Annotated in this window: 24 protein-coding genes; 11 read left to right on the top strand and 13 right to left on the bottom strand. The window is 64.6% G+C overall.

Annotated features, from left to right (window positions below; genetic code table 11):
- Window positions 1–78 precede the first annotated feature (78 nt).
- From PFZ56_RS13175 to PFZ56_RS13185, 3 genes are all read left to right on the top strand, one after another.
- Entirely contained in the window at window positions 79–999 is a 921-nt protein-coding gene (locus PFZ56_RS13175; protein ID WP_110595086.1) for a LysR substrate-binding domain-containing protein, read from the top strand.
- Window positions 1,000–1,237: 238 nt separating this feature from the next.
- Window positions 1,238–2,428 (top strand): low temperature requirement protein A, encoded by a 1,191-nt coding sequence (locus PFZ56_RS13180; protein ID WP_170001331.1) that lies wholly within the window; start codon window positions 1,238–1,240, stop codon window positions 2,426–2,428.
- An 82-nt stretch (window positions 2,429–2,510) separates the two neighbouring features.
- Window positions 2,511–2,876 carry a 5-carboxymethyl-2-hydroxymuconate Delta-isomerase gene (locus tag PFZ56_RS13185; RefSeq protein WP_102878737.1) on the top strand — a complete coding sequence of 122 codons (366 nt, stop codon included), beginning with the start codon at window positions 2,511–2,513 and terminating at the stop codon, window positions 2,874–2,876.
- 12 nt (window positions 2,877–2,888) lie between these two features.
- Here the strand turns inward: PFZ56_RS13185 and PFZ56_RS13190 are convergent, their stop codons facing one another.
- From PFZ56_RS13190 to PFZ56_RS13210, 5 genes are all read right to left on the bottom strand, one after another.
- Window positions 2,889–3,827, bottom strand: coding sequence for a LysR family transcriptional regulator (locus PFZ56_RS13190; protein ID WP_102879086.1), 939 nt, complete (start codon window positions 3,825–3,827; stop codon window positions 2,889–2,891).
- Window positions 3,828–4,007: 180 nt separating this feature from the next.
- Complete coding sequence (locus tag PFZ56_RS13195; RefSeq protein ID WP_110651915.1) at window positions 4,008–4,916, bottom strand: DMT family transporter; 909 nt, start codon at window positions 4,914–4,916, stop codon at window positions 4,008–4,010.
- 21 nt (window positions 4,917–4,937) lie between these two features.
- Window positions 4,938–6,122: a cyanate transporter gene (locus tag PFZ56_RS13200; protein ID WP_170001330.1), complete on the bottom strand. Its 1,185-nt coding sequence runs from the start codon at window positions 6,120–6,122 to the stop codon at window positions 4,938–4,940.
- Window positions 6,123–6,358: 236 nt separating this feature from the next.
- Window positions 6,359–6,829: a cyanase gene (cynS, locus tag PFZ56_RS13205; protein WP_102878740.1), complete on the bottom strand. Its 471-nt coding sequence runs from the start codon at window positions 6,827–6,829 to the stop codon at window positions 6,359–6,361.
- 34 nt (window positions 6,830–6,863) lie between these two features.
- Complete coding sequence (locus PFZ56_RS13210) at window positions 6,864–7,523, bottom strand: carbonic anhydrase (RefSeq protein ID WP_170001329.1); 660 nt, start codon at window positions 7,521–7,523, stop codon at window positions 6,864–6,866.
- 108 nt (window positions 7,524–7,631) lie between these two features.
- Here PFZ56_RS13210 and cynR point away from each other — a divergent pair, with 108 nt between their 5' ends.
- Window positions 7,632–8,522: a transcriptional regulator CynR gene (cynR, locus tag PFZ56_RS13215; RefSeq protein WP_170001328.1), complete on the top strand. Its 891-nt coding sequence runs from the start codon at window positions 7,632–7,634 to the stop codon at window positions 8,520–8,522.
- On the opposite strand, the gene PFZ56_RS13220 is transcribed toward cynR, so the two are convergent.
- Window positions 8,501–9,283 (bottom strand): transporter substrate-binding domain-containing protein, encoded by a 783-nt coding sequence (locus tag PFZ56_RS13220; RefSeq protein ID WP_110595093.1) that lies wholly within the window; start codon window positions 9,281–9,283, stop codon window positions 8,501–8,503. The two genes, cynR and PFZ56_RS13220, sit on opposite strands and share 22 nt — an antisense overlap.
- A 181-nt stretch (window positions 9,284–9,464) precedes the next feature.
- Here PFZ56_RS13220 and PFZ56_RS13225 point away from each other — a divergent pair, with 181 nt between their 5' ends.
- From PFZ56_RS13225 to PFZ56_RS13240, 4 genes are all read left to right on the top strand, one after another.
- Window positions 9,465–10,127, top strand: coding sequence for a class I SAM-dependent methyltransferase (locus PFZ56_RS13225; protein ID WP_102878744.1), 663 nt, complete (start codon window positions 9,465–9,467; stop codon window positions 10,125–10,127).
- 122 nt (window positions 10,128–10,249) lie between these two features.
- The gene (gene rnd / locus PFZ56_RS13230; RefSeq protein ID WP_170001327.1) at window positions 10,250–11,383 is read left to right on the top strand and encodes a ribonuclease D; all 1,134 of its coding nucleotides are present in this window, start codon (window positions 10,250–10,252) and stop codon (window positions 11,381–11,383) included.
- Window positions 11,380–11,673: a YcgL domain-containing protein gene (locus PFZ56_RS13235; RefSeq protein ID WP_016964446.1), complete on the top strand. Its 294-nt coding sequence runs from the start codon at window positions 11,380–11,382 to the stop codon at window positions 11,671–11,673. Before rnd ends, PFZ56_RS13235 begins: the two co-directional genes overlap by 4 nt.
- 119 nt (window positions 11,674–11,792) lie before the next feature.
- Window positions 11,793–12,725 carry a D-2-hydroxyacid dehydrogenase gene (locus PFZ56_RS13240; protein ID WP_102878746.1) on the top strand — a complete coding sequence of 311 codons (933 nt, stop codon included), beginning with the start codon at window positions 11,793–11,795 and terminating at the stop codon, window positions 12,723–12,725.
- A 113-nt stretch (window positions 12,726–12,838) separates the two neighbouring features.
- On the opposite strand, the gene PFZ56_RS13245 is transcribed toward PFZ56_RS13240, so the two are convergent.
- Window positions 12,839–13,432: a nitroreductase family protein gene (locus tag PFZ56_RS13245; protein ID WP_102861634.1), complete on the bottom strand. Its 594-nt coding sequence runs from the start codon at window positions 13,430–13,432 to the stop codon at window positions 12,839–12,841.
- A gap of 274 nt (window positions 13,433–13,706) precedes the next feature.
- Here PFZ56_RS13245 and PFZ56_RS13250 point away from each other — a divergent pair, with 274 nt between their 5' ends.
- Window positions 13,707–14,156, top strand: a complete 450-nt coding sequence (locus PFZ56_RS13250) for a YcgN family cysteine cluster protein (protein WP_102861635.1) — start codon at window positions 13,707–13,709, stop codon at window positions 14,154–14,156.
- A gap of 50 nt (window positions 14,157–14,206) precedes the next feature.
- A complete protein-coding gene (locus tag PFZ56_RS13255; RefSeq protein WP_170001326.1) occupies window positions 14,207–15,439 on the top strand; it encodes a hypothetical protein in 1,233 nt (410 codons plus the stop codon).
- Between the two features lie 39 nt (window positions 15,440–15,478).
- On the opposite strand, the gene PFZ56_RS13260 is transcribed toward PFZ56_RS13255, so the two are convergent.
- From PFZ56_RS13260 to PFZ56_RS13275, 4 genes are all read right to left on the bottom strand, one after another.
- Window positions 15,479–15,850 (bottom strand): DUF2892 domain-containing protein, encoded by a 372-nt coding sequence (locus tag PFZ56_RS13260; RefSeq protein ID WP_102878748.1) that lies wholly within the window; start codon window positions 15,848–15,850, stop codon window positions 15,479–15,481.
- 82 nt (window positions 15,851–15,932) lie between these two features.
- Window positions 15,933–16,400, bottom strand: coding sequence for an RNA methyltransferase (locus PFZ56_RS13265; protein WP_102861638.1), 468 nt, complete (start codon window positions 16,398–16,400; stop codon window positions 15,933–15,935).
- A 108-nt stretch (window positions 16,401–16,508) separates the two neighbouring features.
- Window positions 16,509–16,886: a YajD family HNH nuclease gene (locus PFZ56_RS13270; RefSeq protein WP_102861639.1), complete on the bottom strand. Its 378-nt coding sequence runs from the start codon at window positions 16,884–16,886 to the stop codon at window positions 16,509–16,511.
- A gap of 49 nt (window positions 16,887–16,935) precedes the next feature.
- Window positions 16,936–17,622, bottom strand: a complete 687-nt coding sequence (locus PFZ56_RS13275) for a spermidine synthase (RefSeq protein ID WP_102878749.1) — start codon at window positions 17,620–17,622, stop codon at window positions 16,936–16,938.
- Window positions 17,623–17,697: 75 nt separating this feature from the next.
- Between PFZ56_RS13275 and PFZ56_RS13280 the strand changes: the two genes are divergently transcribed.
- Entirely contained in the window at window positions 17,698–18,012 is a 315-nt protein-coding gene (locus PFZ56_RS13280; RefSeq protein ID WP_102861641.1) for a hypothetical protein, read from the top strand.
- Here the strand turns inward: PFZ56_RS13280 and PFZ56_RS13285 are convergent.
- On the bottom strand, window positions 18,009–18,482 hold the full coding sequence (locus tag PFZ56_RS13285) for a cyclic nucleotide-binding domain-containing protein (protein WP_102861642.1): 474 nt from the start codon (window positions 18,480–18,482) through the stop codon (window positions 18,009–18,011). The genes PFZ56_RS13280 and PFZ56_RS13285 overlap by 4 nt on opposite strands.
- A 103-nt stretch (window positions 18,483–18,585) precedes the next feature.
- Window positions 18,586–20,640 (bottom strand): S9 family peptidase, encoded by a 2,055-nt coding sequence (locus tag PFZ56_RS13290; RefSeq protein ID WP_170001325.1) that lies wholly within the window; start codon window positions 20,638–20,640, stop codon window positions 18,586–18,588.
- Window positions 20,641–20,643 lie beyond the last annotated feature (3 nt).

Raw genomic sequence — 20,643 nt, forward strand, 5'->3', positions numbered from 1 at the left:
AGGCCTCGGGTGTTTACCTGGACGTCGGCCCACAGGCCTTTCTACACTGACCTCCGTCTGGGGACCGGGGGAGCACCGATGAATCGCAATGAACTGCGCAAGGCCGACATCAACCTGATGGTGGTGTTCGAGGCGTTGATGCTGGAACGCAATGTCACCCGGGTAGCGGAGAAGCTGTTTCTCGGCCAGCCCACCATCAGCTCCGCCCTCAACCGTTTGCGGGCGATGTTCAACGATCCGCTGTTCATCCGTGTCGGCCATCGCATGGAGCCCACGGCGCGTGCCGAGCAGCTTATCCAGCACCTGTCGCCGGCCCTTGACGCGCTGTCCTCGGCCCTGAGCCTGACCCACGATTTCGATCCCGCCAGCAGCACCATGACCTTCCGTATCGGCCTGTCCGACGACGTCGAGTTCGGCCTGCTGCCGCCTTTGCTGCGAGCCCTGCGCCAGGAAGCACCGCAGGTGGTGGTCGTGGTGCAGCACGTGGACTACTGGCGGATTCCCGACTTGCTGGCCTCCGGCGACATCACCGTCGGCATCAGCCAGACCCGGGGCCTGCCGGCCAATGCCAAGCGCAAGCTGTTGCGGCACATTCAGCCCTGCTTGCTGCGGGCCGACGCCAGCGACACGCCGCTGACCCTCGATGAGTACTGTGCGCGGCCCCATGTGCTGGTATCCCACACCGCCAATGTCGCCGGCTTCGCCGATGAGTGGCTGGCGGAGATCGGCCGCACCCGTCAGGTAGTGTTGTCGGTGCCGCAGTACAGTTCTTTGCCGGCCCTGCTGGCCGGGACCAAGCTGATCGCCAGCCTGCCCGACTATGCCGCCGCGGCCATGGCCGCCTCGGGGCAGCTGTACTGCGAGCCGTTTCCGTTCAAGACCCCAACCCTGGACCTGTCCATGGTCTGGCTCAGCCATGTCGATACCGACCCCGCCGAGCGCTGGCTGCGCTCACGGCTGGAAGCCTTCATGAGCGAGCGGGAGCCCCTCGCGAGCTAATCGTGCTTTGTAGCCGCTGCCGCAGGCTGCGATGGACCGCGCAGCGGGCCCGAAACTGGCCCATGCGGTCTGCTTGGCGGATCGGGTGGGCGGCCTTGCCCGTCCTGCGGACTGGGTCGTAGCCTGCGGCAGCGGCTACAGCGGCGCAGTGAACGGAGGCCGCCAGCTTGGCATAGGCACAGGCGGCTGCTTTGCTGTGTGGATCGTCTGTTGAAACATTGATCGGTGGAGTGTGCCCATGAGTCGTTCCCGTTCCCTGTTGCGTGGGCGTGGCAGCCACGACAGCGGCAAGGTTGGCATGGTCGAGCTGTTCTTCGACCTGGTGTTCGTGTTCGCCGTGACCCAGTTGTCCCATTCCCTGCTGGCCCATCTGTCCCTGGGCGGGGCGCTGCAGGTCGCGTTGCTGATGGTGGCGGTGTGGTGGGTGTGGATCTTCACGTCGTGGATCACCAACTGGCTGGACCCGGAAACCCTGCCGATCCGCCTCGGGTTGTTCGTGCTGATGGTGGCGGGGTTGCTGCTGTCATCGTCGATTCCCCAGGCCTTCGGTGAGCGCGGCCTGTTGTTTGCCGGCGCCTATGTGTTCATGCAGGTGGGCCGCACCGCCTATTCCCTGTGGGCAGTGCGCGGCGAGCCGGTGAACATGACTCGCAACTTCCAGCGAATCCTGTTGTGGCTGATGTTCTCGGGGGGGTTCTGGATCACCGGCGGCCTGCTGGAGGGCCCGCAGCGGCTGGCCTTGTGGGGGCTGGCCCTGGCCATCGAAGTACTGTCGCCGTCGCTGTATTTCTGGGTGCCGGGGCTGGGGCGTTCGACCCTGGCCGACTGGAATGTGGAAGGCAATCACATGGCCGAGCGCTGCGGCCTGTTCGTGATCATCGCCCTGGGAGAATCGCTGCTGGTGACCGGTGCCACCTTCGCCGAGCTGGCCACCAGCGCCCAGGGCCTGCTGGGGTTCGTGGTGGCGGTGCTGGGCAGCATCGCCATGTGGTGGGTGTATTTCGACAGTGGCGCCGAGCGTGCCCACCACCGTATCGCTCATTCCGACGACCCGGGGCGTCAGGCGCGCATCGCCTACACCTATCTGCACCTGCTGATCGTGGCGGGGATCATTGTCAGTGCCGTGGCCGATGAGCTGGTGCTGATGCACCCGGAGCACGCCAGCCCGGCCAGGGTGCTGGTGATAGTTGGTGGTCCCTGGCTGTTCCTCTTGGGCTGCGCCCTGTTCAAGTGGGTGATGAACGATCGGCCGTTGCCGCCGCTGTCGCACCTGGCCGGGCTCGCGGTGCTGTTGCTGTTGTTGCCGGCCGCCTGGAATCAGCTGTTTTCTGCTCTGGCCCTGGGCAGCCTGACCACCTTGGTGATGGTGCTCGTGGCCGCCTGGGAAACCCTGGCCCTGCGCGAGCGGGCAGCGACGGCGGGGCAATGAGGCCGGCGGATAATGCAAGCGCGGGGGCGGGCCTTGTGTAGTATGGAGCGCCTTTTCCCCCTGACAGACCAGGAGTTCTGCCATGCCGCACCTGCATATGGAATACACCGCCAACCTGCCCCAGCTGGACGTCGACAAGGCGCTGCTGCGGCTCAATCACGGGCTGGTGGCCTCCGGGCAGTTTGCCGATGAGTTCGATATCAAGAGCCGGGCAGTGAAGGTCGAGTCGTTCCGGGTGGGTACCGGCCTGGGGGAGCGGGCCTTTGTCCACGTCAAGTTGGCCCTGCTCAGCGGCCGCTCGCCGGAGATCAAGAAGCAATTGTCCGACAGCCTGCTGGCCCTGCTGCAGGACCTGGCGCCCTGGCCGGCTGAGCTGGCGGTGCAGTTGTGCGTGGAGATTATCGACATCGACCGCGCGTCCTACAGCAAGGCGGCTGTCGGTCTCTGATGGGGGCAGGGCCTAAAGCAGGCCCGGTTCGGCGCAGACCTTGACCACCTGTTCGCGGAACCAGGTCTGCGCGCTGTCCTGATCGGTGTTCTGGTTCCATTGCATGTCCAGGGTGAACCCCGGCAGGCCGCTGGGGGCCTCGCAATGGTTGAACACCGCTTCGTTGGCCAGCAAGGCCTGGATGCGTCGAGGCAGGGTCAGGATGAAGTCGGTGCCGGTGATCATTTTCAGCGCTGCGCTGTAGCTGTTGGAGCGGGCGACGATCTGCCGCTTGTGCGCCTGGCGGGCCAGCCAGCCATCCACCATGTTGCTGTCCGACGTCCAGGGCGTAGGAAAAACGTGGCGCCGTTCGATGAACGATTGCAGGCTGAAACGCGGCTCCTTGGGCGGTGTGGCGCGCTTGTCGAAGACGCACACCAGATCGTCCTCCAGCAGCATCTGCGACTTGAAGTCGGCATGGCTGCGATGGAAGTTCGGACCAAAGCAGATCACCAGGTCAATGCTGCCGTCACGCAGCTCCTCGGCAGGAATGTCGCTCTCAAGCTTCTGCACATTGACCGTCACCGGCAGGTCGGCGTAGTCGAACCCCTTGAGCAGGCGCGGCAGGATCAGCAGCTCGAAGTATTCCGGGGCGCAGAGGTTGAAGGTCACGGCCTGGCGGGTCGGATCGAAGGCCGGTACGCCGCTGTGGCACAGATTGATGCTTTCCAGGATCTTCAGCACGTGGCTGTACATGCTGGTGGCCTTGTAGGTCGGGCGCATGCCGGTGCGGGTATTGATGAACAGCTCGTCCTCGAAGCCGTTGCGCAGTTTCTTCAGGCAGTAGCTGACAGTCGACTGACTGACGCACAGGGTTTCCGATACCCCGGTGACACTGCTTTGCTCGTACACCGCGATAAAGACCATCAGGTCCTGCATGTCGAGTTTTCTGAGCACGTTGCTGATGAGCATCTGTTCCATCCCGCTGAGCACCTGGCGCCGGTGGCGCACAAACCGGGTCGATGCTAGCGGAACGATCGTCCTAATCAAATGCCCGGGGTGGGGATTCGCGGACAGCATCCGGACATTAAATTCCGATAACACGACCTGCGCAGTTTCTCGCAGAATAATGTCCCCTGTCTCAGGGTCATTTCAGGCCATGGCTGCCCCGGGACGGCTGCCGCGCACCAGACCGAACATGCCCAGGGCCACCAGCAGAGCACCGAGCCCTTCTCCCAGGAGCGGACGCTGGCCCAGCCACAACCAGTGGAACAGGGTGAGGAACAGGGTGCTCAGGTAGATGTAGGAAATCACCGTGGAAGGGGCGATGACGCCTATGGCCCGGTGCAACAACCAGAAGGTCGCCAGGGTTGCGAACAGGGCCAGGTACAGCAGCCACAGCAGGTCGTTGCTGCCGAGCAGGGCGGCGCTGCGCCAGCCGCCGCTGACCAGGCTGGCAGCAAACAGGAACAGCGCACCGAAGAGCATGTTCCAGAACGTCATGGCGGCCGGGCTGCGGCCTTGCAGGCTGCGAGCCTTGAAGCGCTGGCTGAGGGGCGAATAGGCCGCCATGGCCAGGCAGCCCAGGGCATAGACCGCCATGGCATACAGGGAGGGTAACTGCCCCGGCGCGCCCCCCTTGAGCACCAACAGCAAGGCCCCGGCGCCGGCCACCAGCATCGGCAGCAGGCGGCGTTGCTGGCTGCCGCCGGGCAACAGCCAGCCTTCGAACGCCAGGGTCAGCAGCGGCACCAGGGTGAACAGGGTGCCGGTGTTGACCGCCGAGGTGTAGCGCAGGGCTTCGAACAGCGAGCCAAAGTACAGCGCCAGCAGCAGGCCCAGTACCGCGTGGGCGCCCAATCCGGCCCGGGTCGGCGCCGCAGCGCCCTGGAACCACAGCAAGGGCACGAACATCAGTGCCGAGAACAACAGGCGCAGGGCGGTCAGCAGCACCGGATCGATGGCCTGGCTGACCTGGGCGGCCGCGAAGAACGAGGCGGCGATCAGCGCTGCCCAGAGCAGCATGCCGAGGTTGGCTTGGGTGAAACTCACAGGGTTCATGCAGGCCTCCCGGGCCGATGCTCAGCGGATGTGCCGGGCGTAATGCCGAGGGTCGAAGCGCAGCACCATGAGGATCATCACCCCCATCACTGCCGTCAGTGACCACCAGGCCCATTCGAAACTGCCCAACTGGTCGCGGATCATCCCCGCCAGCAGCGGTGACAGGCCGGCGATCAGGTAGCCGATGCCCTGCACGAAGGCGGTCAGGCCGCCGGCCCGGCGCGGGTCGGGCAAGTGGTCCAGGGACACGATCAGGCTCATGGGAAACAGTCCGCCAATGCCCAGGCCCAGCAGGCACGGCCAGAGCAGGCTCAGGTATTGCGGGCTGAGGATCAGGCCGCAAAAGCCGGCGATGATCAGCACCAGCAGGGCCACCAGCACTCGGCGCCGATCCTGGCTGCGGTTGGCGATGGCCGGGGTGACCAGCCCGGAAATCACTTCCATGGCGGTGAGAAAGCCCAGCAGCAGGCCGGCGTTCTGTTCGCTCCAGCCGTTCTCCACGTAGTAGGGCGCCAGCCACGCCAGCACGCAGGTGTAGGACGCGGTGCCAAGACCGAAGAACACCGCCAGCAGCCAGGCCCGGCGATTGCCGCTGAAGGACTCACGCCCGCCGCCGGCGGCCGGCAGGCTGGGTAGTGAACGGCGCTGGGCGGACCAGAACACCAGGGCCAGCAGGGCCAGGCCGGCCCAGATCGCCAGGGCCAGGCGCCAGCTGCCGCTGTGGTTCATCACCAGTGGGGCGAAGGACGCCGCGATGGCCGCGCCGCCCATGATCGAGGTGACATACAGGCCCATGAACAGTGAGACATTATCGGCAAAGCGCGACTTGATCAGGGCCGGCATCAGTGCCTGGATCAGGGCGATGCCGACACCGGCCAGCACGGCGCTGAGAATCAGCTCCGCCGCCGAGTCCATGAACAACCGCGAGACCGTGGCCAGCCCGATGATCAGCAAGGACAGGACCACGGTGCGGTGTTCGCCCAGGCGCTGACTGATGGCCATGCCGAAGAACATCGCCAGGCCCATGGCCATGACCGGCAACATGGTCAGCAGCGACGCCAGGCTGAAACTCAGCGGGACATCGCCACGGATGCCCGACAGCAGAGGGCCGACGGTGGCCATCGACGGCCGCAGGTTGAGGGCCACCAGGACCACGCTGACCATCAGCCAGAGCGCGGGACGGGAACTTGCACGAACGTTTTCCATAACCAGACCTTCAAGGAACAGGGGCTGATTAGGCGGCGAGGGGGACAGTCGGGGCAAATCAGAAAGTCCGCAGTGTTATTTAAAAACTAAATATCACTGCGGACCTGTAACCGCTGCCATAGGCTGCGATTCGGTGCGCAGGACGGGGCAAACCGGGCGCCGCGGTTTATCGGTAAGGCCCGGTGCCTCGTTGCGACCCGGCGCCGCCTGCAGCGGCGGCGACTAGGCATGGTGGATCAGAACGGTTTGGTTGGCAGGTACTTGCCATCCAGGGTGATTACCGCGCGGGAACCACCTTCCGGGTCTTCGACCTTCTTGATGTCCAGCTTGAAGTTGATGGCGCTGATGATGCCGTCGCCAAACTGCTCGTGCACCAGGGCCTTGAGGGTCGAGCCGTAGACCTGGAGCATTTCATAGAAGCGGTAGACGGTCGGGTCGGTGGGGATGCCGCCGGCGATGCTGCCCCGCAGGGGAATGCTCTGCAACAGGCGGCTGGCGTCCTGGTCCAGGCCGAGTTTTTCGCATACCCGATCGGCAGCAGCAGCGGGCAGGGCATGCTGGCCCAGCAGGGCGGCGGTGACGAAGGCCAGGCTCAGCCCGGTACCGTCGGCAAGGTCCTGCCACGACAGGTTCTTGCGCGCCTTGGCGTCGATGATGGTGTCGGCCAGGGCCAGGCGTGGAGCTTGGGCGAATTGAGATTGCAGCATGGGTCTGTTCCTCTTGGGGGATGAAAGGGGTTGCTCAGGCAGCGGTTGAAGCGTGGCGGGCCAGGGCGCAGGTCTGCGGGTGTTCGGTCAGGGAGACAAAGCGCTGGCTGTTGCCGTCGAGGGCGGCGATGGCGCCGCGCTCGATGTCATACACCCAGCCATGCAGGTTCAGCCGGCCCTGTTCCAGGGCCAAGGCCACCGAAGGATGAGTCTTGAGGTTCGCCAACTGGGCAATCACGTTGTCACGCACCAGGGCGTCCAGGTGCTCGGCGGGGGAGGCATGCTGGCGGGCGGCGTTGATCACCTTGGCCGACTCGGCGTGGCGCAGCCAGTTGGCCACGGCGGGCAGGTGATCGAGGCATTTGCAGGTGGAGATGGCGGTCATTGCGCCGCAGTCGGAATGGCCGCAGATAACGATGTCGCTCACCCCCAGCACCGCTACCGCGTATTCCACGGTGGCCGACACACCGCCGGGTTCCGGGCCGTAGCTGGGGACGATGTTGCCGGCGTTGCGAATCACGAACAGGTCGCCGGGCTCCTGCTGGGTCAGCAGCTCGGGAACGACCCGGCTATCGGAGCAGGTGACGAACAGGGTGCCGGGGCTCTGCTTGTTGGCCAGCTGCCTGAACAGCTCGCTGCGTTGCACAAAGGCCTCGCGCTGGAACTTGAGGAAGCCGTCGATGATGTTCTGCATGGGAGTCTCCTTGCGTCGCTGATGGGGCAAGGATGGAAGTGTTCGGCTATAGCGTCCAAGACCGGTTTATTATGCTTTCCATAAGCCCTGCCTATAGTTGGAGCCGTCATGCTCTTGCGTCATATCCGTTACCTGCTGGCCGTGGCCGAGCATTGCAATTTCACCCGTGCCGCCGAGGCGCTGCATGTTTCCCAGCCGACCTTGTCGCAACAGATCAAACAGTTGGAGGAGTCCCTGGGGGCGCCGTTGTTCGACCGCTCCGGGCGCAGCGTGCGTCTCACCGATGCCGGTCAGGCCTATGTCGTCTATGCACGCCGCGCCCTGCAGGACCTGCAGGCGGCCAAGCGGGCGATCCATGATGTGCAGGACCTGAGCCGCGGTTCACTGCGCCTGGCGCTGACCCCGACCTTCACTGCCTACCTCACCGGCCCCTTGCTCAGCCGCTTCAACCAGCAGTACCCGGGGATCGACCTGAGCCTTGAGGAAATGACCCAGGATCGCCTGGAAGCAGCCCTGGCCGAGGACCGCCTGGACCTGGGGATCGCCTTTGCCGGCGAGCACCTGGCGGACATCCACTGCCAGCCGCTGTTCACCGAAACCCTGAGCCTGATGGTCGGCCTGCACTATCCGCAGCAGGGCCAGCAACCCTTGAGTGCCTCGGCCCTGGCTCGTCATTCCCTGGTGCTGCTCAGCGCCGACTTTGCCACGCGCCAGCATATCGACCTGTATTGCCGGCAACAGGGCATTGCGCCGCGTATCGCCATCGAGGCCAATTCGGTGAGTGGGATTGTCGAGATCGTGCGTCGCGGGCCGTTGGCGACCCTGCTTCCGAGTGCCATCGCCCGCGAGCAGCCGGGCTTGCGGGCATTGGCCCTGCAATCACCCCCGGCGCCCCGCAGCGTGGTGCTGCTGGAACGCCGGGGCGCCTATCGCAGCGCCGCCTGCCAGGCCTTTCGGCAGATGCTGCTGGACCAGGACTACGGCGCCGCCAGCCACTGATTCACCACCTGGTCATAGGCGCCGGTGGCCTTGCTCAGGTGCAGCCACTGGTCGACGTAGCTTTTCCAGGCCATGTCATCCCGAGGCAGGAGAAAGGCCTTCTCGCTGTATTGCAGGTAGCGCTCGGGGTTGACCGCGCACAGCCCCGGCTTGTGCTTCTGCTGGAAGCGCGCCTCCGAGGCGTCGGTGATCATCACGTCGGCCTGCTTGGTCAGCAACTGATCGAAGATTTTCACGTTGTCGGCGAACAGGATCAGCTCGGCCTTGGGCACATGGGCCCGGGCGAAGACTTCGTTGGTGCCACCCGGTGGTTCGATCAGGCGCACCGAGGGCTGGTTGATCTGCTCCAGGGTTGCATAGCGCTTGAGGTCCTGGCAGCGCACCAGGGGAATCTTGCCGTCAATCCCCAGGGGCTGACTGAAGAAGGCTTTTTTCTGCCGCTCCAGGGAGACGGAAATACCCCCGACGGCGATATCGCATTGCTGGCTCTGGAAGTCCGCCATCAGGGTCTTCCAGGTGGTATTGATCCACTTCACCCGGACCCCGAGGCTTTTCGCCAGGGATTCGGCCATGTCGATGTCGATGCCTTCGTAGTGGCCATCGTCGCGCAGGTAGCTGTAGGGCTTGTAGTCGCCGGTGGTGCAGACCGTGAGGTGGCCACGTTCGAGTACCTGGTCCAGACGGGAGGTCGGGTCCTGGGCGAAGCTGAGGGCGGGGGCACTGAGGCCGAGCAGAGTGCAGAGCAAGAGGCGGGGCAGCATGGGTCGTTCCTTGAAGTGAAGGGCGGGACGCGGTGCCGAAGCATTATTGGCATCGGCCCTGGGTCGGGCAAGGGTGGCCTGGTGCCCCGCCTGGACAAAACCGCTCGAGGGCTTTCGACCTTTTTTTCACGAACGACTGTTTAACCTGTGGCTTCTGGATACCTACAAGAGTTCGCCAGTCATGTCGTCCCATCCCCCACCATCCATCGAGCTGGAGTTCGCCCGGCGCTATGACCAGGAGCACGCCCGGGTCTGCGGCGAGCCCCGGCCTGCCGGGCTTGCCGCGCGCCTGGCGCTGTGGCGCACGGTGCGCCTGGTACGCCATGCCCTGAAAGTGGCCGGCGAGCCGGGACTGATCCTGGATGTGGCCTGTGGTGCCGGGCGCTACTGGCCGGTGCTGGCCGAACATGGCAACCGGGTGATCCTGGCGTCGGACCCTTCCCAGGACATGCTCAATCATGCCCAGACCCATCACCCGGCCAGCCTGCTGCAACGGGTCAAGACCTTGCACAGCTCGGCGTTCGACATTGGTCTGTCGGCCAATGCGGTGGACAGCATCATCTGCATGCAACTGTTTGCCCATGTGACCCGCAGTGAGGATCGTCTGGCGCTGCTGCGGGAGTTTCATCGGGTCAGCCGTGATTCGGTGATCCTCGCGACCCGGGTCGAGCCGTTGTTCAAGCACCTGGCCACTGCGCGGGGAGAGTCCGCGGCGTCACTGGCGATCGGCAGGGTGCAGTTGGAAGGCGAGTTCAAGCAGGCCGGTTTCGAGGTCGTGAGCCAGCAGGATTTCCTGCCCGGCTGTGGGGCGGCGCGGGTCTATGTCCTTAGAAAACCCAGCTGATTGCGACTCTCGGACTATTCTTGCCGTCCGGCATAAGGTTTCGCACTTGCTCTTGTCGGGTGAATGCTCAGAAATCGCCGGAGGCGATATATACTGCGCGCCATTCTTCAAGGGAGAGCCGTGTGGCCATCGATATACACTGGATTCGCGACAACGATAGCCTCGGTCAGTTTTGCGCCGAGTGGCAGCAGTTGCCATTCGTCGCCCTCGATACCGAATTCATGCGGGTCGACACTTTCTATCCCATCGCCGCCCTGTTGCAGATCGGCGATGGGCAGCGCGCTTACCTGATTGATCCTTTGACCATCGACAACTGGAAGCCCCTGGCGGCCCTGCTGGAGAACCCGGCGGTGGTCAAGGTGGTGCATGCCTGCAGTGAGGACCTCGAAGTCCTGCTGCGCCTGACCGGCAGTCTGCCGGCGCCTTTGTTCGACACGCAACTGGCGGCTGCCTACCTGAACCTGGGCTTTTCCATGGGCTATTCGCGCCTGGTGCAGGAAGTCCTGGGCATCGAACTGCCCAAGGGCGAGACCCGCTCCGACTGGCTGCAGCGTCCACTCTCGGAAACCCAGGTCAGTTACGCCGCCGAAGATGCCGTGCATCTGGCCCAGGTGTTTACCGAGCTGCGGCCGAAGTTGTCCGAGGACAAGTACCGCTGGGTGCTGGAGGACGGCGCCGAGCTGGTGGCCAACCTGTGCCGCGAAGTGGACCCCAACGAAGTTTATCGCGAGGCCAAGCTGGCCTGGAAACTCTCCCGTGCCCAGTTGGCGGTGCTGCGTGAGCTCTGTGCCTGGCGCGAGCGTGAAGCCCGCGCCCGGGACTTGCCGCGCAACCGCATCGTGCGTGAACACGCCCTCTGGCCCCTGGCCAAGACCCAGCCCGATACGCTGGCGGCGCTGGCCAAGATCGAAGACATGCACCCGCGTACCGTGCGTCAGGATGGCGAGTTTCTCCTCGACCTGATCAAGCGCACCGCGGCCCTTGGCCCGGATCAATGGCCGCCGGCCGTACCCGAGCCGTTGCCGATCGAAGCCGCGGCCCTGCTCAAGCGCCTCAAGGCAGTGGGGCAGGCCGAGGCCGAGCGTCTGGGCATCGCCCCGGAAGTCATGCTGCGCAAGAAAACCCTGGAGAGCCTGCTCAAGAGCGGCTACCCCAACGGGCCTTACCAATTGCCTGATTCGCTGCGTGGCTGGCGCCGCGAATTGATGGGCCAGGCGCTGCTGGACAGCCTGGCCACCGCCGGAGAACAGCCTTGAAACGTATCTGCTCCATCTATAAAAGCCCGCGCAAGAACGAGATGTACCTCTACGTCCTGAAAAGCGAGGCCCTGGAACGCGTGCCGGAAAACCTGCTGCTGGCTTTCGGCAAGCCGCAACATGCCTTCGATCTGGTGCTGACCCCGGAGCGCAAGCTGTCCCGGGAGGACATCCACCAGGTGCTGGAGAACCTCGAAAAGCAGGGCTATCACTTGCAGATGCCGCCGGCGGAAGACGAGTACATCGAGCACTTGCCCGAAGAGTTGCTGCGCCGCAATGATCCGGTCTGACCTCTAGAGGCTCGGTTCCGAGCCGCTGTGAAATGCAATTGACTGACCTGGCCACCGCCTTGATCGATGGAGCAATGCTCCGTCGGCGGCGGCCTGCACCGTTTTTTAAGGTTTGAACCATGCGCGTTCTGATTGCCGAACACGATCACGCTGTTTATGCCCGCCTGTTGCGTCAGGCGGCTCCGGAGCTGGAAGTGCTGACCAGCGGCGATTCCGCCGAACTGTCGCGGCTGGCGGCCGATTGCCCGGTCTGGCTGGGCCAGCCGGACCTGCTGGCGACCCTGCTGCGTCAGGGCCATCAGCCCCAATGGCTGCAATCCACCTGGGCCGGTATCACCCCGTTGCTGGCCGACGGTCTGCCCCGGCATTACCGCCTGACCCGGGCGGTGGGCATCTTCGGCCAGGTAATGGCCGAGTACGTGCTCACCTACATCCTCGGCCATGAGCGCGAAGTGCTGGCGCGACTGGTCAGCCAGGTGGAGCGCAAGTGGGACAACCGCATGGGCCAGAGCCTGGTGGGGCGCAAGGTGCTGATCGTCGGCACCGGCGACATCGGCCAGAGCGTGGCGCAATTTCTGCTGCCCTTTGGCGTGAAGCTGTACGGCATCGCCAGCCAGGCGCGGGAGCAGGCCCCCTTTATCGAGGTGGCCGGCCTGGAAGACCTGGGACGCTTGGTGGGGGAGGTGGATTATGTGGTCAATCTGCTGCCCAACACCCCAAGTACCCACGACCTGTATGACGCGGCGCTGTTCAAGCAATTCAAGTCCACGGGGCTGTTCATCAATGTGGGGCGGGGTGTTTCCGTGGTCGATGGCGACTTGGTGCAGGCCCTCAAGGATGGGCATCTGGCGGGGGCGGTGATCGATGTCTGCCGCCAGGAACCCTTGCCGCAACGGCACCCGTTCTGGACGGCCTGGGGCTTGCTGCTGACGGGCCACAGCTCGGCGCCGACCTCGCCGGAACTGATGGTGCAGTTGTTCGTCGACAACCTGCGGGCCTACCAGGCCAAGCAGGCCTTGCGCGGCGAAGTGGATTTCGCTCGCGGCTACTGAACCGTGCCTGATCGTAGGAGCGAGCTTGCTCGCGAAAGCCGCGCTTGCCAGGCACGCGCGGCGGCCTTCAGGGCTTCGCGAGCCAGCTCGCTCCTACAGAGGCGAGCGCGGCTTTAGAGGCTGAAATCGCCTTCGGCCACGGTCTCGCTCAATGGACGGCGCGGGCTCGGTTCTTCCCGGGCCTGCAGGTAGTCGGCCAGGGTCGACTTGTCTCCCAGCTTGCCCACCGCTATCGCTGCGTGCAGTGCATAGCCTTCGGGAATCTTCAGCTCCTTGCGGGTCAGCTCCTGGTCGAAGCCGGCCATGCCGTGGGTGTGCCAGCCGCTGAGGCTGGCCTGCAGTGCCAGGTGGCCCCAGGCCGAGCCGGTGTCGAAGGTGTGCCACAGGGCCGGGCTTTCTTCCGTGGCGCCGGGGGCGGTGAAGGTGGTCTTGGAAATCACGATCACCAGGGCCGAGGCATGTTGCGCCCAGCCACGGTTGAATTCGTTGAGCAGGCCGAGGAAGCGCTCCCAGTTCGGCGTATCGCGCCGGGCATAGAGAAAGCGCCAGGGTTGCGAGTTGTAGGCCGAAGGCGCCCAGCGCGCGGCTTCGAAGAAGCTCAGCAGGGTTTCTTCAGGGATGGTTTCGCCGGTGAAGGCCCGTGGCGACCAGCGCTGAGTGAACTGCGGGTGGATGGCGTAATCGGCAACGCGAGGATTGGCGCTCATGGAAAAACTCCTGGCAGCAAGTGAGAAGGGTGGAATAAACCGGCAAGCGCAGATCAGCTGAGCGAAGGGGTATTCCTGACCCCGTGCGGTTTGCCGGGTGCAACGCGGTCGAGCGTTAATGGCACTCGGACGCGGGGTGGTCCGAGGCGCAAAGCTACTGTGCGGGCCTGCTGCTGACAAGCCCCGGCCTACCGACAGTCGTAAGCGCTTGGCCCGCCGGGCCTTCGGCACTAGACTGGCGGCCTTTTCACCCTCGGATACTGATGCTTGAGCCATGGCCGCCAAAGTCGAACCTTTCTGGATACGCAAAACCCTCGAACAGCTCGACCAGGACGAATGGGAGTCGCTGTGCGATGGCTGCGGTCTGTGCTGCCTGCAAAAGCTTGAGGACGAGGACGACAACAGCGTCTATTACACGCGCATCGCCTGCAAACTGCTGGACCTGAAAACCTGCCAGTGCAGCGACTACCCCAATCGCCGGGCGTCGGTGCCCGACTGCATCCAACTGACCCCGGGCAAGGCCGACGAATTCAAGTGGCTGCCACCCACCTGTGGCTACCGCCTGGTGAGCGAAGGCAAGGACCTGCCGCTCTGGCACCACCTAGTGTGCGGTGATCGCGATGCGGTGCACCACGAACGTATTTCCCAGTCCGGGCGCATGCTGGCCGAAGGCAGTGTGGCGGAGGAGGACTGGGAGGATCATCTGATTTTCCGCGCCGGCTGAGGATTCGCCGCGTTGGCTGCAGAACCAGGTTACCCAGGAAAGGAGTGTGTATGAGGGTGGGGGCGAAACTGGCGCTGGCCGCTGCAATGCTGGCATTGAGCGCATCGGCCTTTGCGGCGAAGAAAGTCGATCTGGATTATCACGTGCGTTTCCTGCCCCAGAGCGATCAGGCCGAGGTGCGCCTGACCCTGGCCGAGGGCTCGGCCTTGCGCAGCCTGGACTTCGACCTGGGGCGGGATGGCGACTACAGCGACTTCAAGGCCGATGGCCAATGGCAGGCTGGGGCGGATGCCGCCGGCCAGCGCGGTGTCTGGCGTCCGGCCAGCGGCAAGGCCAGCCTCAGCTACAGGGTGCGCCTGAGTCACAGCATCAAGAAGGGCAGCTACGACAGCCGCAGCAGCGCCAACTGGGCGCTGTTGCGCGGTGAGACCCTGGTGCCCCCGGCCCGGCTCGATCAACAGGATGGCGTCGAATTGGTGGCGCGCCTGGACTTCGATTTGCCGGCCGGTTGGAAAAGTATCGAGACCGCCTGGCCGCGTATCGGCAAGAATCGCTTCCGCATCGACAATCCCTCGCGGCTGTTCGACCGTCCCGCCGGCTGGATGCTGGCCGGCAACCTGGGCAGCCGCCGCACGCGTCTGGGAGCAACCGAAGTCAGCGTGGTGTCGCCCCTGGGCCAGGGCATGCGCCGCATGGACGTGCTGACCCTGCTGACCTTTGTCTGGCCGCAAGTACAGGCGGTGTTCCCGCGTCAGCCCGGCAAGCTGTTGATCGTTGGCGCGGCCGATCCGATGTGGCGCGGTAGTCTGGCGGGGCGTGACTCGCTGTTCCTCCATAGCCGCCTGCCCCTGGTCAGCGAGAGCGGCAGCAGCCCGCTGTTGCGGGAACTGGTGCAGTCACTGTCGCGGATCAACGACAGCCAGGGCAGCGACTGGATCAGCGAGGGGCTGGCGGAGTACTACGGCATTGAACTGTTGCGCCGGGCCGGTGGCATCAGTGACGAGCGCTATCAGGTGCTGCACAAGCGCCTGGTCCGGGACAGTCACAAGGTCGACAGCCTGCGGGGCGAGCAGGTGGACAGCGCCACCGTGGCCAAGGCCGTGCTGCTGTTGCAGGAGCTGGATCGGGAAATCCGCCTCAAGACCCGCAACAAGCGTTCCCTGGACGATGTACTGCAAGCGGCGATGCGCCTGGAAAGCGTCAGCACCGCCGAGTTCATCCAGCTCAGTGAAAACGTGCTGGGCGAATCGTCCAAGGTCCTGGACACCAGCCTGCTGCACTGACCTCTGCCCGCGCAGGGGACCCGCAGGAACGCCTTCGCCTCAAGCCTTGGGCGTCTTCACTTCATCATTGCTGGCCGCCTTGGCATGGCGGCTGGCCGCTTCGGCATTGGCCTTCAGAGTGCGCAGTTCTTCCCCGGCGCGTTCGATCTTGCTGCGCACGTTGTGCATGTCCTGGCGGCTCTTCTCCAGCAGGCTTTTCGCCGAGCTATGACCGGTAATCCCCCGGGCCAGGGCCACGCCACCGATGGCCACTTGAATCAGGCCGAACACGCCGCCGCGGCGCAGGCCCTTGCCCATCATCACCACGCCACCGGCCAGGGAGCCGATGCGCTCCCAGCCCTGGACGTTCTGGGTCGGTTGGCTCGGCAAGGGTGTGGCTTCGATCGTTTGCAGCTGTTTGCGCTCGCTCATGCTCTGTCTCCAAGGGCGGTGTGGGATACAAAGCTGACTGCACCAGGGCGTCGCTGGTTCCCGGGGATTGATCGGCGGGTTTTCAGTACTTCGGACCGGAGCGGGTGTTGTTGCCCTTGGCCAGGCGATCGTAGAGCACCACGTTGACCGTGGCCGCCAGGTTCATGCAGCCGGTGGTGGGGATGTAGACCACGTCCTCGCACCAGTCGCGGATCTCCTTGTCGAGGGAGCCGTCTTCCGGACCGAAGATGTACAGCGCGCGGTCCGGGTGAGTGTATTCCGGCAGCGCACGGGCGCCTTCCACCAGTTCCACGGCCACCGGGATGCAGCCCAGGGGGAGGATTTTCTTCAGGTCGTCGATGCCGATCAGGGGAATGTCCTGGTGGACCTTCTTGGTGTCGGTGACGAAGTCGCGGGCACGTTCATAGCGCTTGCCGGTGTAGAACACCGAGGCGACGCCATAGCAGCCGGCGGCGCGCATCACCGAACCGACATTCTCCGGTGACTTGGGGTTATACAAACCGATGCAGCTGTACCTTTTGTTTGCCACGAGCGAGGAGCCTTGGGGGAAAAGAGCGCGATTATACGGGGATTGTGCGGGGTGTGGCGGGGTGCTCGGCGGTTCGCGGGCAAGCCGGGCGGCTGGCCCGCGAAAAGCTTACTCGTCGTCTTTCTTCATCAACCCGGCCAGGGCGGCAAACGGGTTGTGGGTCGCCTTGGCAATTTTCGGGGTGCTCAGGGAGCCTTCGCCGAAGTACTGCTGGTCGGTGTAGCGCGAGTGCTCGTTGTCATGGCAGTACAGGCACAAGAGTTCCCAGTTGGAACCGTCCTGGGGGTTGTTGTCGTGGTTGTGATCGCGGTGGTGCACGGTCAGCTCGCTCAGGCGCTTGCCGGAAAACTCCCGGGCGCAGCGGCCGCAGACGTGGGGGTACATCTTCAGCGCCTTGTCGCGGTAGCCCATTTCCCGGTCGCGCTGGGCGTCGGCAAGGATACGGTCCAGCTTGGCGGTGTTGGACGGGGGAGTGGACGAACTCATGGGTTCACCTTTGTAGAAGGACTAATGACGGTAATGGACAAAGTTTAGCTCAGGCCTTGAGCTTCTCGGCAATCCAGATGGTATGCCGGGTGCCGCGATTGCCGTGAGCGTACACCTGCACTTCCTCGGCCTTGAAGCCGGCCTTGCGCAGGCGTTCGGAGAACTTCTGGTCGGCGCTGGCGGACCACACCGCAAGAATGCCCTTGGGCCGCAGAGCGCGGGCACAGGCGGCCAGGCCGGCGCTGGAGTAGAGCCAACTGTTGGCTTTCTGGGTCAGGCCTTCGGGGCCGTTGTCGACGTCGAGCATGATCGCGTCGAAGCCCTGGGGCTCGGCCTGCAGGACCTTGGCCACGTCTTCCAGGCGGATCACCGTGCGCGGGTCCAGCAGCGGCCGGCCGGACTTTTCCCCGAGCGGGCCGCGGTTCCACTCCACCACTCCGGGCACCAGTTCGGCGACCACCACCTCGGCGCTCTGGCCCAGGTGCTTGAGGGCCGCGGCCAGGGTGAAGCCCATGCCCAGGCCGCCGATCAGCACCCGCGAGTTCGGGCGCCCGGCGACCTTGCTGCAGGGAATCTGCGCCAGGGCGTCCTCGGAGCCGTGCATACGGGTGTTCATCAATTGGCCGCCGTCGCCGCCCTGGATCTTGATGACGAAATCCTCACCGTATTCGAACAGGCACAAGGCACCGCCGTTGTCGGGAATCGCAGTGGTGTCCAGCAGTACGAAACGTTTCATGGAGATCTCATTGAGGAAGGCAAAAGCTCCCGGTTGGGAGTAGCCTGACGCCAGACAATAGCAATGGAGCCATTGATGAAGCGCACTATTCTAACGGTGATTGCCCAAGCGGCGCTCGCCCTGACCGCCGCCCTGGCGCTGAGTGCTGGCCCGGCCCTGGCCGACGAGCCGCAAAGCGCCCCGGTGGTGACCCCGACGCCGACCCTAGGCACCCCGGGCACGGCCACCCCCACGCCTTATCCGCAAGTGACCCCACCCAGCACGCCGAAAACCGGCAGCAGTGGCAGTGCGCCCTTGCTGCCGCCCATCGACATGCCCAAGCCGCCCAAGGATCAGACCCTGCCGGGGCTGGAGCAGAATGACAACAAGGCCAAGGTGCAAGGAGCCTAGATCTGCTGTGCGAGCAACTGGCCGTCGGCCATGCGCAGGCGCTTGGACAGGGAAATAGCCAGGGCGCGGATGATCTTGGCGGCGATCTTCGGCGCATCGTTGAGCATCTTCTCCAGGGAGTCCTTGCCCAGGTTGAGCAACTGGCAATCACTGGCCGCCACGCAGGTGGCCGAGCGTCGCTCGCCATCGAGCACTGCCATTTCGCCAAAGGCCCGGCCGCTGCGCAGGGTGGCGATGGTCAGGGGCTGGCCGTCCAGGGTGCTCTTTTGCACGGCCACCTGGCCGCTGTGGATGATGCACATGAAACTGCCGGCATCGCCTTCACGAAAGATCGCTTCGCCTTCGGCGATGCTGCTGATGCTGAAATAGCCGGCCGCCGCGTTGAAGTCGGCGGGTTGCAGTTGGTCGAACAGGCCGCAGTCCATCAGCCAGTCGCGGATCTCGTTGTTCAGTAAGGTGGGTTCAGACATGGGATCAGGGTCTTTTTCTTGTGTCTGTTGCACGGGCGCAGGCCCGGTCCGGCGGTTGCCGGCGGCGGTCCAGAGTTAAGACAAGAGCGCCGCAGGTAGTTCCTCAGTCCAGGCCCAGAATGTTCAGGATAAAGGCATATTCGAGGGCTACGTCACGTAATCCCTGGTAACGGCCGCTCATGCCGCCATGGCCGGCACCCAGTTCGGTCTTGAGCAGCAGCAGGTTGTCGTCGGTCTTGGTGGCGCGCAGTTTGGCCACCCATTTGGCGGCTTCCCAGTACTGCACGCGACTGTCGTTGTAGCCGGCGATCACCAGGGTCGCCGGGTAGGCCTGGGCCCGGACATTCTCGTAGGGGGCGTAGGCCTTGATCCGTTCATAGACCTCAGGCTCCTCGGGATTGCCCCATTCGTCGTACTCGGTGACGGTCAGTGGCAGGTCCGGGTCGAGCATGGTGTTGAGCACGTCGACGAAGGGCACTTCGGCGATGGCCGCCCGGAACAGTTCGGGACGCTGGTTGAGCACGGCGCCGATCAACAGGCCGCCGGCACTGCCGCCGCTGATGGCCAGTTGCTGGGCGCTGGTCAGGCCCTGGGCGATCAGGTGCTCGGCGCAGGCGATGAAGTCGCTGAAGGTGTTCTGTTTGTGTTCCTGCTTGCCGGCGCGATACCAGGCTTCCCCCAGCTCGCCACCGCCACGCACATGGGCGATGGCAAAGGCCACGCCGCGATCCAGCAGGCTCAGGCGGGCATGGGAGAACCAGGGATCGAGGCTCTCGCCATAGGCGCCGTAGCCATACAGGTACAGCGGTGTCGGTTGGCCCAGGCACTCGCGCTTGACCACCAGGCTGATGGGCACCTGGGTACCGTCGGCCGCGGTGGCCCAGAGGCGCTGGCTGACGTAGGCATCGGCGTCGAAGGGGCCCAGCACCGGGGTTTCCTTGAGCACTTGCTGTTGACCGTCGGCCAGTTGCAGCTGGCGTACCTGGGCCGGGCGATTCAGCGCCTCGTAGCGCAGGCGGATGCGATCGCTGGAAAACTCCAGGCTGTTCTGCACGTGCAGGCTGTAGGCCGCATCCGGCAGTTGTACGCGATACACGGGCAGGTCCTGGGGATGCACTTCGATGATCGGCAGCCCGCCTTCGCGCAGGCTCAGGGTCATGGCGCCGGCATTGAGGGTCACGCCATCGAGCATCACCTCGGGGTTGTGCGGGACCAGCAGTTGCCAGTCGCTTTCCTCGGGGATAACGCCTTCGTCCGCAGCCTGGTAGAGGGCGAAGTTGATGCCTTCGCGGTTGCTGCGGATGAACCAGGTCCACTGGCCGTCGAGCTGGCCGTGATCGACATCGTATTCATGGCCTTCGACCCGTGGCGCCAGGCAGGTGAACGGCAACTGCGGCTGCGCGGCATCCAGGGCCCAGGTTTCGCCGGTGGTCTTGCTGCCCAGGGACAGCAGCAATTGGCGCTCGGAGCTTGAGCGGTAGCAGTGCAGGAAGAAGCGTCCGTCCGGTTCGTGGAACACTTCCTCGGCGGCCGTGCCGTCCAGACGGTAGCGGAACAGTTTGTGCGGGCGGTGAGTGTCGTCCAGTTCGCCGAAGAACAGGGTCAGGCTGTCGTTGGCCCAGGTCATGCTGCCGTCGCAGTTGTCGAAGGACAGCTCGCTGACCTTGCCGTTGGACAGCTCCTTGATGAACAGGGTGTAGATTTCCTCGCCGGTGGTGTCGAGGCTGTAGGCCAGGCGCTGGTGGTCGGGGCTGATGCTGAAGGCGCCGAGGGAGAAGAAGCCACCGTTGGCCAGGGCATTGGGGTCCAGCAGCAGCTGCTCGCGGCTTTCGTCCACCGTCAGGCTGTCGTCTGCCGGGCGCGGGCAGCGGTAGTGCCGGGCGTATTCGTCACCGGCGGTGGTGCGGGTGTAATACAGGTACGGGCCCCAGGGGGAGGGCAGGGACAGGTCGGTCTCGAGGATTCGCCCCTTGATCTCCTGGAACAGTGTCTCGCGCAGCGGCGCCTGGTGGGCCAGCCGGGCTTCCTGGTAGCTGTTTTCAGCGTTCAGGTAGTCGAGCACCGCGTCGGTGTCGCGTTCCTGCAGCCAGGCATACGGGTCAGCGCCTTCGGCCTTGTGGGCAATCGGGGCGCTGCTGTCGTTGGCGGGTAGGGGCATGGG

Origin of the sequence: Pseudomonas danubii (assembly GCF_042980055.1) — a bacterium.
GTDB classification, from domain to species: Bacteria; Pseudomonadota; Gammaproteobacteria; order Pseudomonadales; family Pseudomonadaceae; genus Aquipseudomonas; species Aquipseudomonas danubii.

Excerpts from the sequence above, each read along its gene's own strand:
- PFZ56_RS13175 (WP_110595086.1), top strand. The coding sequence starts at position 79 with ATGAATCGCAATGAACTGCGCAAGGCCGACATCAACCTGATGGTGGTG.
- PFZ56_RS13180 (WP_170001331.1), top strand. The coding sequence starts at position 1,238 with ATGAGTCGTTCCCGTTCCCTGTTGCGTGGGCGTGGCAGCCACGACAGC.
- PFZ56_RS13185 (WP_102878737.1), top strand. The coding sequence starts at position 2,511 with ATGCCGCACCTGCATATGGAATACACCGCCAACCTGCCCCAGCTGGAC.
- PFZ56_RS13190 (WP_102879086.1), bottom strand. The coding sequence starts at position 3,827 with ATGCTCATCAGCAACGTGCTCAGAAAACTCGACATGCAGGACCTGATG.
- PFZ56_RS13195 (WP_110651915.1), bottom strand. The coding sequence starts at position 4,916 with ATGAACCCTGTGAGTTTCACCCAAGCCAACCTCGGCATGCTGCTCTGG.
- PFZ56_RS13200 (WP_170001330.1), bottom strand. The coding sequence starts at position 6,122 with ATGGAAAACGTTCGTGCAAGTTCCCGTCCCGCGCTCTGGCTGATGGTC.
- cynS (WP_102878740.1), bottom strand. The coding sequence starts at position 6,829 with ATGCTGCAATCTCAATTCGCCCAAGCTCCACGCCTGGCCCTGGCCGAC.
- PFZ56_RS13210 (WP_170001329.1), bottom strand. The coding sequence starts at position 7,523 with ATGCAGAACATCATCGACGGCTTCCTCAAGTTCCAGCGCGAGGCCTTT.
- cynR (WP_170001328.1), top strand. The coding sequence starts at position 7,632 with ATGCTCTTGCGTCATATCCGTTACCTGCTGGCCGTGGCCGAGCATTGC.
- PFZ56_RS13220 (WP_110595093.1), bottom strand. The coding sequence starts at position 9,283 with ATGCTGCCCCGCCTCTTGCTCTGCACTCTGCTCGGCCTCAGTGCCCCC.
- PFZ56_RS13225 (WP_102878744.1), top strand. The coding sequence starts at position 9,465 with ATGTCGTCCCATCCCCCACCATCCATCGAGCTGGAGTTCGCCCGGCGC.
- PFZ56_RS13240 (WP_102878746.1), top strand. The coding sequence starts at position 11,793 with ATGCGCGTTCTGATTGCCGAACACGATCACGCTGTTTATGCCCGCCTG.
- PFZ56_RS13245 (WP_102861634.1), bottom strand. The coding sequence starts at position 13,432 with ATGAGCGCCAATCCTCGCGTTGCCGATTACGCCATCCACCCGCAGTTC.
- PFZ56_RS13250 (WP_102861635.1), top strand. The coding sequence starts at position 13,707 with ATGGCCGCCAAAGTCGAACCTTTCTGGATACGCAAAACCCTCGAACAG.
- PFZ56_RS13255 (WP_170001326.1), top strand. The coding sequence starts at position 14,207 with ATGAGGGTGGGGGCGAAACTGGCGCTGGCCGCTGCAATGCTGGCATTG.
- PFZ56_RS13260 (WP_102878748.1), bottom strand. The coding sequence starts at position 15,850 with ATGAGCGAGCGCAAACAGCTGCAAACGATCGAAGCCACACCCTTGCCG.
- PFZ56_RS13270 (WP_102861639.1), bottom strand. The coding sequence starts at position 16,886 with ATGAGTTCGTCCACTCCCCCGTCCAACACCGCCAAGCTGGACCGTATC.
- PFZ56_RS13275 (WP_102878749.1), bottom strand. The coding sequence starts at position 17,622 with ATGAAACGTTTCGTACTGCTGGACACCACTGCGATTCCCGACAACGGC.
- PFZ56_RS13280 (WP_102861641.1), top strand. The coding sequence starts at position 17,698 with ATGAAGCGCACTATTCTAACGGTGATTGCCCAAGCGGCGCTCGCCCTG.
- PFZ56_RS13285 (WP_102861642.1), bottom strand. The coding sequence starts at position 18,482 with ATGTCTGAACCCACCTTACTGAACAACGAGATCCGCGACTGGCTGATG.
- PFZ56_RS13290 (WP_170001325.1), bottom strand. The coding sequence starts at position 20,640 with ATGCCCCTACCCGCCAACGACAGCAGCGCCCCGATTGCCCACAAGGCC.